The sequence below is a fragment of the Arcanobacterium phocisimile genome (assembly GCF_016904675.1).
Taxonomy (GTDB): Bacteria; Actinomycetota; Actinomycetes; order Actinomycetales; family Actinomycetaceae; genus Arcanobacterium; species Arcanobacterium phocisimile.
On record NZ_CP070228.1, the window covers coordinates 1776415 to 1792086 of the forward strand.

General features: G+C 51.3%; 11 protein-coding genes, 2 tRNA genes and 1 other RNA gene. 5 read left to right on the plus strand and 9 right to left on the minus strand.

What is annotated here, in order from left to right; translation table 11 throughout:
• Nucleotides 1–74: 74 nt before the first annotated feature.
• Entirely contained in the window at nucleotides 75–1268 is a 1194-nt protein-coding gene (locus tag JTE88_RS08075) for a glycine C-acetyltransferase (protein ID WP_204424214.1), read from the minus strand.
• Complete coding sequence (gene tdh, locus JTE88_RS08080; protein WP_204424216.1) at nucleotides 1268–2326, minus strand: L-threonine 3-dehydrogenase; 1059 nt, start codon at nucleotides 2324–2326, stop codon at nucleotides 1268–1270. Before tdh ends, JTE88_RS08075 begins: the two co-directional genes overlap by 1 nt.
• Before the next feature lie 95 nt (nucleotides 2327–2421).
• On the opposite strand from tdh, the gene JTE88_RS08085 reads away from it, so the two are divergent.
• Together JTE88_RS08085 and JTE88_RS08090 are read left to right on the plus strand one after the other, a co-directional pair.
• Nucleotides 2422–3813, plus strand: a complete 1392-nt coding sequence (locus JTE88_RS08085; protein ID WP_239519514.1) for a TrkH family potassium uptake protein — start codon at nucleotides 2422–2424, stop codon at nucleotides 3811–3813.
• 16 nt (nucleotides 3814–3829) lie between these two features.
• Nucleotides 3830–4498, plus strand: coding sequence for a potassium channel family protein (locus JTE88_RS08090; RefSeq protein ID WP_204424217.1), 669 nt, complete (start codon nucleotides 3830–3832; stop codon nucleotides 4496–4498).
• Between the two features lie 111 nt (nucleotides 4499–4609).
• On the opposite strand, the gene JTE88_RS08095 is transcribed toward JTE88_RS08090, so the two are convergent.
• The 4 genes from JTE88_RS08095 to JTE88_RS08110 all read right to left on the minus strand — a co-directional run bounded on the left by JTE88_RS08095 (nucleotide 4610) and on the right by JTE88_RS08110 (nucleotide 9019).
• On the minus strand, nucleotides 4610–6052 hold the full coding sequence (locus tag JTE88_RS08095; protein ID WP_204424218.1) for an alanine/glycine:cation symporter family protein: 1443 nt from the start codon (nucleotides 6050–6052) through the stop codon (nucleotides 4610–4612).
• Nucleotides 6053–6295: 243 nt separating this feature from the next.
• Nucleotides 6296–6368 (minus strand) — tRNA-Thr (locus tag JTE88_RS08100).
• A 123-nt stretch (nucleotides 6369–6491) separates the two neighbouring features.
• Nucleotides 6492–7340 carry a DsbA family protein gene (locus JTE88_RS08105; protein ID WP_204424220.1) on the minus strand — a complete coding sequence of 283 codons (849 nt, stop codon included), beginning with the start codon at nucleotides 7338–7340 and terminating at the stop codon, nucleotides 6492–6494.
• Between the two features lie 80 nt (nucleotides 7341–7420).
• A complete protein-coding gene (locus JTE88_RS08110; protein ID WP_204424221.1) occupies nucleotides 7421–9019 on the minus strand; it encodes a serine/threonine-protein kinase in 1599 nt (532 codons plus the stop codon).
• A gap of 214 nt (nucleotides 9020–9233) precedes the next feature.
• On the opposite strand from JTE88_RS08110, the gene JTE88_RS08115 reads away from it, so the two are divergent.
• Nucleotides 9234–10361 carry an ABC transporter ATP-binding protein gene (locus JTE88_RS08115; RefSeq protein WP_204424222.1) on the plus strand — a complete coding sequence of 376 codons (1128 nt, stop codon included), beginning with the start codon at nucleotides 9234–9236 and terminating at the stop codon, nucleotides 10359–10361.
• A 121-nt stretch (nucleotides 10362–10482) separates the two neighbouring features.
• Nucleotides 10483–11733: a DUF4032 domain-containing protein gene (locus JTE88_RS08120; protein ID WP_204424224.1), complete on the plus strand. Its 1251-nt coding sequence runs from the start codon at nucleotides 10483–10485 to the stop codon at nucleotides 11731–11733.
• An 87-nt stretch (nucleotides 11734–11820) separates the two neighbouring features.
• Here the strand turns inward: JTE88_RS08120 and recR are convergent, their stop codons facing one another.
• The 3 genes from recR to ffs form a co-directional block, all read right to left on the minus strand.
• Nucleotides 11821–12435 carry a recombination mediator RecR gene (gene recR, locus JTE88_RS08125; protein WP_204424225.1) on the minus strand — a complete coding sequence of 205 codons (615 nt, stop codon included), beginning with the start codon at nucleotides 12433–12435 and terminating at the stop codon, nucleotides 11821–11823.
• Nucleotides 12435–15152 (minus strand): DNA polymerase III subunit gamma and tau, encoded by a 2718-nt coding sequence (locus JTE88_RS08130; RefSeq protein ID WP_204424226.1) that lies wholly within the window; start codon nucleotides 15150–15152, stop codon nucleotides 12435–12437. Before JTE88_RS08130 ends, recR begins: the two co-directional genes overlap by 1 nt.
• 130 nt (nucleotides 15153–15282) lie before the next feature.
• Nucleotides 15283–15378: signal recognition particle sRNA small type (ffs, locus tag JTE88_RS08135), an RNA gene on the minus strand.
• Between the two features lie 124 nt (nucleotides 15379–15502).
• Between ffs and JTE88_RS08140 the strand changes: the two genes are divergently transcribed.
• Nucleotides 15503–15590 (plus strand) — tRNA-Ser (locus tag JTE88_RS08140).
• Nucleotides 15591–15672: the final 82 nt, after the last annotated feature.

Consider the following 15672-nt stretch of genomic DNA (forward strand, 5'->3'; position numbering starts at 1 on the left):
GCCCGCTCAACGATCGTCACCGCCAGCATATTGCTAGCCGCAACACTGCTATCAGTTCTGCATTAGACATCAACCTATTTGACGACATCCTCACGCGCCTGAATAAAGGCCGCAACCGCCGCCCGAATATCCTCTTCCGAATGCGCAGCCGAAAGCTGAACACGAATACGCGCCTTACCCAACGGAACCACCGGATAAGAGAACGCCGTAACATACACACCCAACTCACCCAGGCGAGCCGCAATATCGCCCGCAAGCCGAGCGCCGTCGTCGCCAGGGAACATCACTGCAATAATCGCATGCGAACCAGGCAACAACTCAAAACCAGCCTCCGACATCAACGAACGGAACAGCGTCGCATTATCGGCAACCTTCTGACGCAAGTCATCGCCCTCACGCGCAATATCAAGCGCCTTCAACGATCCCACAACCAGCGAAGGAGCCACCGCATTAGAGAACAAATACGGCCGAGCCCGCTGCTTAAGCAACGCAATCAACTCTGCCGGTCCAGCAATATAGCCACCCGAAGCACCGCCCAGCGCCTTGCCCAAGGTACCACTCAAAATATCTACCCGATCAGCAACCCCAAACTGTGACGGCGTACCCGAGCCGTGCTCCCCCACAATACCCGTCGCATGGGAATCGTCAACCATCACCATGGCGTTAAACTCTTCTGCCAAATCGCAAATCTCTGGCAACTTAGCGTAGTAACCATCCATCGAGAACACACCGTCAGTAACAATCAAAATCCGACCCACACCCTGTGCCCGAGCAGCCTCCAGCTGCTCACGCAACTGTGCCATATCAGAATTCTTGTACCGGAAACGCTGAGCCTTACTTAAACGTACCCCGTCGATAATCGACGCATGGTTAAGCTCATCGGAAACAACCGCGTCGTCCTTACTCAACAAAACCTCAAAAATACCACCGTTGGCATCAAACGCCGACGGGAACAAAATCGCATCTTCCATCCCCACATAGTCAGCGATCTTGCGCTCCAACTGACGATGAATATCCTGTGTACCACAAATGAAACGCACCGAGGCCGTACCATAACCATAATTATCCAAGCCCTCGCGAGCCGCCTGGATAATCTCTGGATTATCCGCCAAACCCAAATAGTTATTCGCACAGAAGTTCAACAACTCCCCTGCCGCGGTACGAATATGTGCCGATTGCGGAGACAGAATCTCGCGTTCAGTCTTGAACAGGCCAGCTGCCCGGATCTCGTCGAGCGTGTTCGCTAATTCTTCCCGAATACTAAACATCAGTCATTCCATTCCAAAATAATCTTGCCTGCACATCCACTGCGTGCAGTTTCAAAAGCTTCTTCCCAATTTTCCGGAGCAAACCGGTGAGTGATGACGCTGCGGATCTGCTCACGGAACTTCTCCGATCCAGTCATCAAATATGTAGCACGGAACCAGGTATCAAACATCGCTCGACCATACACACCCTTCAACGTGAGCATGTGGGAAATCAACGAATTCCAATCAATCGCATACTGGCGAGCCGGCAAGCCCAACAAAGCAATCTTTGCACCATGAGCACACACGTCAATCATCTGTGACATTGCGATCGGCGCGCCAGAAATCTCCAGCCCGACGTCGAAACCTTCCGTCATACCCAGAGAAGCAAAATGATCTCGAAGATTATCCCGGGCCGTATTAATTCCCACAACGCCGCCTATCGCTTTCGCTAATTCAAGGCGATCATCATTGATATCAGTTAACACCACATTACGGGCCCCTGCATGCCTGGCGATAGCTGCGCACATAATTCCAATCGGGCCGGCACCAGTGACAAGTACGTCTTCTGCAGTCAACGGGAACTGGAACGCCGTGTGAACTGCATTACCTAGCGGATCGAATAAGGCACCTAATTCCGGGTCGATTTCGTCGGGCTGAACCCACAGATTCGTCACCGGGACAACCACATAATCAGCGAACGCACCATCACAATCCACACCGATAGACACAGTATTAGGACACATGTGTCGGTTACCTGCTCGGCAGTTACGGCAGTGGCCACACACCACGTGACCCTCTACTGAAACACGCTGCCCAACATGGAACTGACCCTGCCCCTCACCTTCAGCAACATCAGGGCCAAGCTCAACAATTTCGCCATAAAACTCGTGTCCGATCGTCTGTCCGGCCTTCACATGAGCGGCCGCAAAATCATCCCACGATAAAATATGAAGATCCGTACCGCACAAGCCGGCACGCATCACCTTAATTTTTACTTCGCCACGGCCCGGCGTTGGTTCTGGAACATCACGTAAATCTAAACCAGGACCTTCGAGAGGTTTAACAAGCGCACGCATAGACCATCCTTGGAAAGGGTAGAGAGGGAATCGTTCACTACATACGATAGCTGTTTGTGTTGTCTAACGTAACCTTGGGATCTAGAATCGCTTAAGTGAACCGTCTCCGAAAGATGCGACCCACCTATATTCTAATATCGGCATTCATCACGACGATGCTGGTGGGAACATTTCTATTAATGCTCCCGGTCTCTGTGACCGGGCAGCCTCCTTGGCCGTATCCGTTGGAAACACCACCCTACGAGTACGGTCCACAATTCGAAGGCGGCGCTCCATTTTCCGTCGCATTTTTCACTGCCACGTCGGCAACTGCCGTGACCGGCTTAATAGTCGTCGATACCGCCACCTATTATTCAACATTTGGCCAAGCAGTTATTGCTCTGCTTATCCAGATCGGCGGCATGGGCACTATGACCATCGTTGCCCTTGTTGCGATGGTCCTCGCACGACGGCTAGATATGCGCACCCGCGAAGTAGCTTCAGCTTCCGTCAGTGGTGTCGAACCAGGCAATGTACGAAAAGTAGTAATCGGCGTCGCTATTTTAACTGCAACAGTCGAAACAATACTTGCGACCACATTGCTATTACGTTTTATTTTCTTAGGCCACTCGTTTAAGTCCGCACTTGGCGAAGCCTGGTTCCATTCAATATCCGCATTCAACAATGCAGGTTTTGCACTTTCCACCAATTCGTTGATGGACTACGCTACCGACCCATGGATTATCATCCCAATTTCTGCCGGCATTATTATTGGCGGTTTTGGCTTCCCGGCTTTGCTAGCGCTCTATCGTTGCGGTATGCACTGGTGGCGTTGGCCGATGACGACGCGGCTCGTAGTTGTTGGCACCACCGGATTATTACTTACCGGCTGGGTTTTCTTCGCACTCGCCGAATGGACCAACCCGAACACCTTGGGCACTGCCGAGGATTCCGCCGGTAAGATCCTGATGGCGTTTTTCGCTTCGGTAACTCCGCGCACAGCAGGATTCAATTCGATCGACGTCGGCTCTATGACTGACATTTCCCGCGTGATGACCGATATGCTGATGTTCATCGGCGGTGGACCAGGTGGCACAGCTGGCGGAGTGAAGATCACGACGGCGTTCGTCATCGGTTTCGTCGTCTGGTCAGAGATGCGCGGTGGTCGCGCAGTCAATATTTTGGGTCTGCGTCTTCCACGTTCAGCTCAACGCCAAGCGTTAACTGTTATGTCGCTGTCGTCAATTGCAGTGATGACTGGAACGATGATGATCATGGTTCAAACAACTGCTAACCTCGATCAGGCCCTTTTTGAGTCAGTTTCTGCCTTCTCAACTGTTGGCCTGTCAACTGGTATCACCGCAACTCTGCCCGAAACAAGCCAAGTGGTGCTGATAATATTAATGATTATTGGACGTCTGGGGCCATTGACGATCGCAACTGCGCTAGCATTGCGAACAAGCCCACTGACCTATGAACTTCCAAAAGATCGGCCGTTAATCGGCTAAGGAAAGGATAGATGGTATGCGTTTGCGCCATTCTGCCCACAAACACGATGTCGCAGTGTTCGGCCTAGGCCGATTCGGTTCCGCTCTGGCATTGGAGTTGGTTTACGCCGGCTACAGCGTGCTCGGTATTGATAAGTCTCCAGCAGTTGTACAAAGCTTGGCGAATAAGCTTCCGCATGTGGTCGCAACTGACCCAACGAATGAGGAAACACTTCACGAGTTAGGTATCCAAGATTTTTCTCGCGTCGTGGTAGCAATCGGAAACGATCTTGCTTCATCTATATTGGTTACGTCAGCATTGTTGAAGATGAATGGCCCAGAAGTGTGGGCCAAGGCCTCTACCCCACAACAAGGTCAAATCCTGGAACAGATGGGTGTCACTCACATTTTCTATCCAGAATCAGACATGGGACGACGTGCCGCACATATCGTCGCACAGTCATTTAATGATTACGTTGAACTAGGTTACGGGTACGCCTTAGTCTCAACCACAGTCAATCAAGAAATGACCGGAAAGCCACTTGCCGAGCTCGGTTTACGCCGTTCGAAGGGTATTTCGGTGATTGCTGTTAAAGGTCCCAACGACCATTGGATTAATGCCTATGCAGAGACTGTGTTAGAGCCTGGTGATGAGATTTTAGCGGTAGGACCAACAAAGACTATCGCCTCTATCGTTGCTGAATAGGCGCTTACTCAATAGACCACAGCTAACTAGGCACACAACCGTTTCAACAGGTGGTGGGTCACGGCTTTCAAAGCCGTGACCCACCACCTGTTTAGAAGGAATGACCTTCGGTCAGTGCTCTAATCCAGCAGTTTCCTTGGTCCAGATAGTATCTGGAACATTTCCCGGCAAATAACGATTATCGACAGCGACGAACGCACCTTCACCCTTGGTTGATTCGAAGTCTCGTAGAACTCCTAGCGCCCACGAGCCAAGGAAAAGGATTGCAACCAGATTAATTGTTGCCATGAAGAACATCGACGTATCTGCGATAGTCCAGACAAGGCCGAGCTTGGCAACAGCACCGACAAAGGTAGCTAGAACAACAACGATACGCAACACAATATTTCCGGCCTTCTTCGTCGGGAAGAGGTAGTCCATATTCACTTCAGCGTATGCGTAGTTTCCAATAAGTGTGGAGAAACAGAAGACCATGACAAGCACAATCATAACTGGTTGCACCCACGGACCAAGCGCTGATTCAGCAGCATTGGTTGTCAGGGTTGCACCTTCAACCTCTTGACCTGGCGAGTAAATACCTGAGATAAGAATGATGAATGCAGTTGCGGAACAGATAAGCATCGTGTCAACAAATACGCCCATTGCTTGGATAAGCCCCTGGCGAGCTGGGTGAATTGTGGTTGCTGTGGATGCGGCATTTGGTGCCGAACCCATACCGGCTTCGTTGGAGTACAGTCCACGCTTGACGCCGTTCATCATAGCCGCCATGAATCCACCTGTGGTTCCAGCGAATGCCTCATTCAAACCGAAAGCAGATTCAAAGATCTCGATGAAGACTGGAATGATATGTTCGATGTTCATCAAAATTACGAGGATCGAAATACCGATATACACCAATGCCATGGCCGGTGCCAAAATTTCGGTCACACGGGCTACTGTTTTCAAGCCCCCAAGAATAACTGCTCCAGTCAGTGCTGTGACAACTATACCAGTTGCCCATGTCGGCCATCCGTATGCTTCGTGGAGAGAGTTAGACATTGTATTGGATTGAACAAGTTCGAACGCGATTCCGTATGTGAACAGTAGCGCGACCGCAAATACGGCACCCCAACGCCAAGACCCTAGGCCTTTCCAGATATAGTATGCGGGACCTCCACGATAGGTTCCGTCATACCACGGGACTTTGAATAGCTGAGCCAGCGCAGCCTCAATGAAAGCTGTTGCCATGCCAAGCAAGGCCACTACCCACATCCAAAATACGGCGCCAGCACCACCAAGAGTAATTGCGACTGCAACGCCAGCGATATTTCCAGTACCCACGCGTGCCGCTAAACCGATCGCGAATGCCTGGAATGACGAGATCTGACCACGCTTTGCTTCTCGACTACGGCCAATAACTTTGAGCATCTTGCCGAATAACCGAAACTGAAGTCCAGCAGAACGAATCGTAAAATAAATTCCAGCCCCGATAAGCAACGGAATCAAAATCCATGAGTAGATAATATCGTTAAAGCCTGACAAATAGGCTTTTAGGCTGTCAAAGATTTCCAGCATGGAACATTCTCCTTTTCTGGCAGTCTAGCGCTGCCGAAGTCACCATGTTAACGCGTTTTACTAAAACCTTAAGATTCTATCCACAATATGAGAAGACACTAATCCCTTGGGTGAAAGTCACAGCTTTCAGCGAACACGTGACTGATGTACAGCCATTTCCTTGCCGACAGTCAGATCGTCACTCTCTAGCATAAAAATAACCGAAACAACAAATACACTGTAGGAGCTCTCTCAAATAAAAAGAGCCCCCTGTCAGACTCGAACTGACGACCTACGCTTTACAAGAGCGTCGCTCTACCAACTGAGCTAAGGAGGCTTACACATCCGAAACGTTTAACCGAACCGGGGTGCTTAACTATAATGTCAGAGAAAACCCGGTAATGCCAATCGCACTACCGGGTAATCTTCGACACGTTTTCCTGCTAGTCGCTAGCTTTTGTTACTTTCCAGCGGCTTTCTTCAAGATCTCTGGAATAACTTCGTCCGGGTTCCCCTTCGTCCACGAATCATCGGCTTGACCGTCAACAGTCAAGGTCGGAGTCCCGGTGAATCCGTTATCACGGAACGTGCTGACAGTCTTTGCCACAACATCTTGCCACTTCGAATCAAGGATCGAAGCTGGCAAGTCGTTTACTACTTCCTCAGCCACGCCAACACTCTTCGCAATGTCAGCAATATCAGCCGCAGTCTGATTAGCTGGCACACTCTGCGCGTGGATCTGCTGACCGCGTTCCATCATTGCATGGTTGAATTCCCAAACCTTTTCTGGTGCGTACTGCGCCAGATAGTAGAATGCCGCAGCGCCCTTTGTGGAAAAGTCCGTACCGAGCGTGTTGACTACGTGCATCGAAAGCTGGAGCTCACCCGCAGTTCCGTATTCCTCCATTTGCGGGACATACTTCGTGTCGAACACCTCACATGCAGGGCACATGTAGTCCGACCACAGACCCACAATCGACGTGCCGGATTCCTCAGATGTAGCAACCAGGTTTTGATCAAAGAGGACACCGCCATCAGCAGCGACGTGATCTGTCAACACCTCACGAGAGGTTCCGGTGTATGAACCAAGTTGCTTTGCGTCACCCTTATCCGATGTGACAATCTGCCAAACTGCAAACACCACTAAAAGCAACGACACCACACTGACCGCAAGGGTAATCATTTTACGCCGCTTGGCCTGCTTTACTTCTAACTCTTTGAGCATACGCGCCTTTTCGCGTGCCACTTGGCGCCGTTCTTCTTTCGTCATCCGCTCTTGCGAAAGACCAGGAGTGTTCTTTGGAGTCATTATTTACCTTTTCATGGACGTGATGAAACTGTTTCGATTTTAAACCGATTGTCTTCGAAATTAAACAGTAACGTCTGAAACTATGCTGAAAGAATATTATAAATATCCGACTGATATATTCCTTGATATCCGAACCACACGGTACTTACCAGAATAAATAGAGCCAGAAGAGCCACCAAAGACCAAAACAGGTAGTATCCGACAGAGGGTGCAATCTCACGGACAACCAATCGCCAACCACTGCGTGCATGATGTCCCCAGGCACCGAACCATAACGCCACTAGCCCAAACATCATCGCCACGACAATCACAAAACGCAACTCGACCACATCCGAGCTATAAGCGAGATCCGCTCCGAACCACGCACCCGCCCCGCCAACAAAAGCCGCGATTCCACCACCCATAGCAAGCAACAGAACGGCATGAATAACGATCAACGGCAACCGCGCAACCAATGCGAAATTGCCTCGCTTACCCCGGCGTCGACGCAAAACATAGCGCTCACGGAGTAACCCAATAACAGTCAAAATAAAAAACGTGACACCAGCTACTAACCCCGCTATTGCCACATCCCAGCCCGCCACCATGGACAATCCCAACAAACTCACCGTGGAAACAAAACGCGCTGGCGCTAAATCGTAAGGATCGCCCGCACCTAAATCCTGTACAGCAACAGACTCGTCGTATAACTGCGACCGCCCCTCAGATTCGTCAGACATTGCTCGGGGAGCATCCGCTTGGGAACTGTGTGGATACGAAATCGCAACCGGCGCAATCAACGTGGGCGCAACTGGATCTGCCGCTAGCACGCGAGTATCCTCTTCTGACTCGTCTACGACTTCGCTCACCACGTCGTTGAAAGAATCATCAGAAACCGAACTATCAACTGCCGAAAATTCGTCGAGAGCTCTCAGCTCCTCAACTAGATCATCAAACGACAACCGTTGGGAAACATCCGGAACTAACGCTGCCCGAATAATCTGAGCCACACGCACATCCATTCCCGAAGTATCCGGTTCCCCCTGTAAAACTTGACGCATAATCGCTGCCGGAGCGCCATGAAATAACGGATGTCCACATGCCGCAAATCCGACCACGGCCGCTAACGCCCACCAATCCGCACCTTCATCTGGCTCAATACCCGTAATAATACGCGGATCGATATAGCCCGGAGTGTGCGCAATAGAACCTGCCTGCGTGAGCCGAGTAGCCCCCACAGCCTGCGAAATACCAAAATCAATGAAGACCACCCCATCTTCACCAATCATGATGTTGGACGGCTTAATATCGCGGTGTAACACTCCGACGTCATGAACCGAACGCAATGCCTGTGCCAACTCAGCTGCTAAATCAGCTAAATCCTGCACCTTGAAAACACCATTATCGGCTATGTCAGCTTCGAGCGTAGGCCCATCGATCAACTCAGTAACAATGAAAACGTCATCATCTAGTTCGACGTCGAGAATTTGCGCAACATGCGAACTCGACACTCGCTGAAGCATCGACACCTCACGGAGTAACCTTTCACGCATCACCGGATCGCCAACCAAACCAGGATTCATACGTTTGAGTGCTACCCGTTCACCCGACGGATCCAGCGCTTCGAAAACTGTAGACATACCGCCGTAGCCAATTTTCTTGAGCAGCCTATAGCCTGACAACTCTTCGCGTTCGCGCATGCCACCTCCCCAGTTTTCTAATATCGCACAAGGTATGCTCAATACCAGCCTAGTCTAACCATCCCACACACAATCATAGCCGTAGCGAAAAGTGCTGAAATGTGCGAAAATAAATTCAGCTTTGCACCGACGCAAAGTTCGTGTCAGAGTCGACACTCAGGCACCTTTCACTACGGATCGTCCGGCACGTACCTGCCGGTGAAGGGATACAGTAATGGCTACCGTTACTTTCCAAAACGCAACACGCGTATACCCAGGCGCAGACAAACCTGCAGTAGATAAGCTCAACCTCGAAATCGCCGACGGTGAATTCCTCGTCCTCGTCGGACCATCTGGTTGTGGTAAGTCCACCTCACTTCGCATGCTTGCTGGTCTCGAAGATGTGAACGCTGGTCGCATCCTCATCGGCGATCGTGACGTCACCGATGTCTCGCCAAAAGACCGCGATATTGCGATGGTGTTCCAGAACTACGCACTCTACCCACACATGACAGTCGCAGATAACATGGGATTCGCTCTCAAGATTGCCGGTGTAGATAAGGCAGAGATCCGCAAGCGAGTAGAAGAAGCTGCAAAGATCCTTGACCTCACCGAATATCTCGAGCGCAAGCCAAAGGCTCTGTCAGGTGGTCAACGTCAGCGCGTCGCTATGGGACGTGCAATCGTCCGTAAGCCACAAGTGTTCTTGATGGACGAACCGCTGTCCAACTTGGATGCGAAGCTCCGTGTACAAACCCGTACACAGATCGCTTCACTGCAGCGCGAACTCGGCGTCACCACCGTCTACGTCACCCACGATCAGACCGAAGCTTTGACCATGGGCGACCGTATCGCCGTCCTCAAGGATGGCCTGCTCCAACAGGTAGCATCTCCAGCCGAAATGTTCGCCCGCCCAGCAAACGCCTTCGTCGCTGGCTTCATCGGCTCCCCCGCAATGAACCTCGGCAACTGGCGTGTTGAGGGCGCCCAGACTGCCTTCGGCGATGCTCGCCTCGATCTACCACAAAACATCCTTGACGCAATCAAGGATGAAGCAAAGAACGAATTGACCATCGGTATGCGCCCAGAAGCATTCGACGTGCTTCCACAAGCTGAACCACACTCAATCCCACTCAAAGTCACCTTCGTTGAAGGTCTCGGCTCTGACGCCTACGTATACGGAACAATCGTCGGTCACACCGATGAAACTCAGCGTTTCGGTTCCGGTGACAGCTCCGACACCATGGTGGTACGCATCCCACCAGAGAACGTACCAAGCGCGAACGACGTCGTTTACCTGCGTCCACGTGCAGACCGTATTCACTACTTCTCAGCAGTGACCGGCAACCGTATAGGTGACTAAACACCACTCATCGAGGGTATGGTTGGAGATAGCAAACTTCCAACCATACCCTCGATTTTTGGTTTCATAACAGTTACCATCGACTCGACACATCTGAACAATCTTTTCAGGACTACAACTCATGCCAAAAACACTGCAAATCACTTCCGCTACTGTGAACCCAGCACTTCTCGACCTGCCGTGGAATATTCCGTTGGAAGAGTGGCCCGATGAGATTGTCACCAAGCTCCCGCGCGGCATTTCCCGCCATATCGTTCGATTCGTCCGGCTGGAAAATCAGATCATCGCAGTCAAAGAAATTGGCGAAACCGTTGCATATCGCGAATACGAAACCCTACGCGATCTAGAACGCTTGGACGCACCCTGCGTAGAACCATTCGCAGTCGTCTCCGGCCGGACCTCCGATTCGGGAGAACCACTCAACGCTGCACTTGTCACTAAACATCTACCTTTTTCGCTACCTTACCGAGCCTTATTCGGCCAGCAAGTGATGCGAGCAGAAACAGCTGACCGACTAATCGACGCATTAACCGTATTAATGGTCCGCCTACATCTTCTCGGCTTCTTCTGGGGAGACGTCTCCCTATCAAATACCCTATTTTTACGTTCCGCAGGTGAATTTGCTGCTTATTTAGTCGATGCTGAAACTGGTGAAATTGAAAACAACCTCTCCGAACGCAAACGACTGTATGACATCGACGTGGCACGTACCAATATCATCGGTGAGCTTATGGACCTACAAGCTGGCGGGGTCCTCGACGAAGACTTCAACACCATCACCGTCGGCGACCGATTCGAACGACGTTATCGCGAACTCTGGAACGAACTCACAAGCGCCGAATCATTCTCTCTCAACGAACGGTGGCGAGTAGATGCCCGAATCCGACACTTAAACGAACTCGGATTCGAAGTAGGCGAACTCGAGATGAAAACAGACATCGATGGATCTCACCTATCAATCCAACCTAAAGTCGTTGATGCAGGCCATTACTCTCGAAAGATCATGCGCTTAACTGGCATGGATGTGGAAGAAGCTCAGGCGCGCCGTATGATGAATGATATCGACGGATATCGAGCAATGAATAGTTTATGTAATGTTGACGAATCCATCGTCGCGCACGAGTGGATGGCAAACGTTTACGAACCGGCCGTTAACGCTGTTCCATATGACTTACGCGGCAAGCTTCAACCGGCCCAGTTGTTCCACGAAATTCTTGAGCATCGTTGGTATATTGCAGAGCATGCCGGACACGATATTCCGTTGCTCGACGCGGTCCAATCCTATATCCACCATGTCTTGCCCTCTCACCGTGAAGAGGCTGCGATTTTAGAGCGCGTAGCTGGGCACGAAACAGACGAATATTATTTGTAAATCAGATACTCATTTCTTACGTCATACCACAGCCCTCTGCTTTTCAGTGGGCGAACAAAGCTAGGGTGGTGAGTGCAACCCCAGCACTTATGCAGGCGTGTGAACACGTTGGCGGCCTTCAAGTGCCCGTGAGATCGTAACCTCGTCGGCATATTCAAGATCGCCGCCGACTGGCAGGCCAGAGGCTAGACGCGAAACCACCACGCCCATATGTGCCAGGTTAATCGCAAGATAAGTTGCGGTTGCTTCACCTTCAACGTTGGGATCCATCGCCAAAATGACTTCTTCAACCCCACCAGCCTGCAACCGAGCATAGAGTTCTCGAATTCGAAGATTATCTGGCCCAACACCCCCGATAGGATCGATTGCTCCCCCAAGGACGTGGTACTTTCCGCGGTATTCTCGTGAGCGTTCAATGGCAACGATGTCTTTCGCTTCTTCTACGACACAGATCGTTGAATCGATTCGCCGCAGATCAGCGCAAATACGGCACAGTTCACCTTCAGCAATGTTTCCACACACACGACAAAATTGAACTTTGGATTTAACAGCTTGTAACGATTCGATAAGTGCGACGACGTCGTCATCGTCAGCTTCAAGAAGATGGAATGCGATGCGTTGGGCACTTTTGGGTCCCACACCGGGAAGCCGACCAAGCTCATCAATAAGAGATTGAACAGCACCATCATAGACGCCGGCCATCACATACCTCCATGAGAATCTGGTATTTCATCTATTACTTTTGCGTTGAACGTATCCATCAGCACTCGTATTCCCACTAAGGTCGATTCGCTGATATCTGGATCGTCATCAGAAACTTCTTCCCAATCCGGGACTGTTTCTGTTTGAGGCTTTTGTGGGGGATGTATTTCCCAAGACTGGTCATGTTTGGTTGTAGCGCCTGCCGAGTTTTGCGCTGACGCTGACGCAGGATCTGCGTAAGTTGGCGACACTCCAGGGAAATCCTGCTCTAGCTCAGCCGGATCTGGCTGGTTATTTATGTCTCGACCGATCGCTGGCGCAGCGGTCGAATGTTGCATCCACGATGTACTCACGTCAGTATTGGGGGCAGGTGCAGGTATATAATCATCACCCGGGTATTCCAGTGGCGGAATCTCCGGCATAGACTCAGCAAAGAATGGAATATCCGAGTTGACATTACTACGGAAATCGTTTTCAGCTGGAGATTGACCTTTTGGGGGCTCTTCTGGTGTTGCTTTTGGCACCGGCGACATTGGTGCGGGCGAAACTGGAGCATGCGGAACCTGTTGTGCAGGGACTGGCTCTGGCTGAGCTTTTTCGGTTGTCGTTTTCGACTGCCCCTGCACCTGCCCGGCCGGGCTCAATATATCACCCTCGGCACTCGTGCGATGCGCAGCGATGTGGTCATCCCCGAGCATATGCACTGTTCGATCAAGGATAGTGGATAAAACTCCTGCGGGGTCGACATCTAGCTCGGCCGCACTATCTTCGACTGCCGACAATTCTGTTGGCGGATTTTCCACACCTGCTGTCGCTTCATTTTCATCGTCATTTTCGATATCGGCCGCATACTCTTGAACTGTTGACGGAGTCTGTTCAAGAGCGGCCTCAGCTTTTGGGTATGCTACCCCCTCATCCGGCACAGCAATGACAGCAACCTCAATATTGAGTACTTCGCGCAACACATCAGCGACGTGTTCACCCGAGTTACGTTGATTAAATCGCTGTGCCACCGCTGGCATAGCGAACGCAATCTTCAACGTGTTGTCTTCAATGCTTAACGGACGAGCTCCAGCATTGAGCTGGTTACGTACTAGGCCACCCAGATGTGGGTGAGAAACGATATCAGCCCATGCTCCAGAAATTTTGTCAAACAGAGCCGATGCCGGGCCACTAGTTGCTACACGTGCCTGAACCGTTGCAGAATCAGGTAGATCTCGTGGAGCCCTCGGCGGTATATATGGTTCGTTCTCAGGAACAGGACCTGGAGTAGCCCGCGGAACTTCTGGAGCTCGTTCGGCTTGTGGGACTCGTTCGGCTTGTGGGGCCGGAGATGTTACAGCCGCAGCCTGGGACACAGCTGATGTAACTGGCCGTGTTACAGCTGGAGCTGTTGCAGCTACTACCTGATCAGCAGGAGGCGTTACCGGAGTAGTAGGTTGCTGCTCGACTACCGGGTGTGCTGGCATAGCCGCCGAGGCTGCCGGTTCAGTTGGCTGTGCCAGTTGGGGAGTTGCTGGCTTCTTCCACTTCGCTAACGCCGGTGGTGGCGAAGAAACTTGACCCCCTTCAGTTTCAGCCGAACCGGCACCAGTCTTACCAGTATGCGTTCCCTCAGCTTGAGCCACAACCAGACGTGCACACAGCAATTCCAACTGCAAACGAGGCGAGGTTGCACCCACCATCATGTTGAGAGCTTCATTCGTAATATCTGCACAGCGAGATGCACGTGCCGTGCCAAGGGCTTGGGCTTGCTCGCTCATACGTTCATACTGATCATCTGGCACGGAAACAAAAACATCGCGCGAAGATTCCCCAGTCAACGCAATAATCACAACATCACGTAAACGCTGAAGCAAATCCTCGACAAAACGACGCGGATCGTGTCCTGACTTAACAACTGAATCAACGACCGAGAACAATGCCGCACCGTCTCGTATCGCAACCGCACTAACTGCGTCGTCCAATAAATGAGCCGAGGTATAACCAAGCAAAGCGACCGCACGCTCGTAATCTAACGAATGGGAATCTGAGCCACCAATGATTTGGTCGAGAACCGAAAGCGTATCACGCACCGAACCGGTACCAGCACGAATAACAAGATTCAGCACATCTTTCGATGCACTTACGCCCTCCATCGCACACAACCGAGCCAAATACTTTTCCAAATCAAGTGGTGGAACAAGCCGGAATGGATAATGGTGAGTACGCGAGCGAATCGTGCCGATCACCTTATCCGGTTCAGTCGTCGCAAAAATAAATTTCACATGCTCAGGTGGCTCTTCAACCAATTTCAACAACGCATTAAAACCCTGATTAGAGACCATGTGAGCTTCGTCGATAATGAAAATCTTGAACCGGTCACGCACCGGTGCAAATCCGGCTTGCTCGCGCAATTCACGAGCATCATCTACACCACCATGCGAAGCCGCGTCCATCTCCACTACATCGAGCGAACCTGCACCATCACGAGCTAAGTCTCGGCATGATTCACATTCCCCACACGGCGTATCGGTTGGATACTGGGCACAGTTCAAACAGCGCGCCAGAATACGAGCCGATGTGGTTTTCCCACAACCGCGCGGACCGGAAAACAGGTAAGCATGGGTTGTTCTCCCCGCTGCCAGCGCCGCTTTTAACGGCGCGACAACGTGGTCTTGCCCAATAACTTCTTGGAACGACTGAGGCCGATAACGGCGATACATGGCTACACTCACGATAACTATCTTACTCGACAGCTCCCACACCTGACTCGTCGTATACGCATGCTATGAATAATGCCAGTTATCCACAGAAACTTTCCAAACTTGGCACGGCATGAAGCCCAATATGTTCCTACAGAGAATATAAAAGGACTCCTCACGCACCCGCCAGAGCCCGGTCTCCTTGCTGCATTCCTGCCCTGGGGAATTAACCTAAGATGACGCCACGTGAGGAGTCGACTTTTAGTGTACGCGAAATTTCTCCAATACGCGAATCTATTGCCTAGGTAACACCCAACCGATTCGCGCACATTCCAGTTTTCATATACCATTAACTGGTACGTTGCCAATGGCAATGCACGCCAGGAGGATTCGCCTAGTGGCCTATGGCGCACGCTTGGAAAGCGTGTTGGGTGCAAGCCCTCGGGGGTTCGAATCCCCCATCCTCCGCCAAAGCCCCGAGCTATCGATGATAGCTCGGGGCTTTCGTTATACATACCGGTCTTCTGCGTTTAGCAATCATCACAGCACCGAT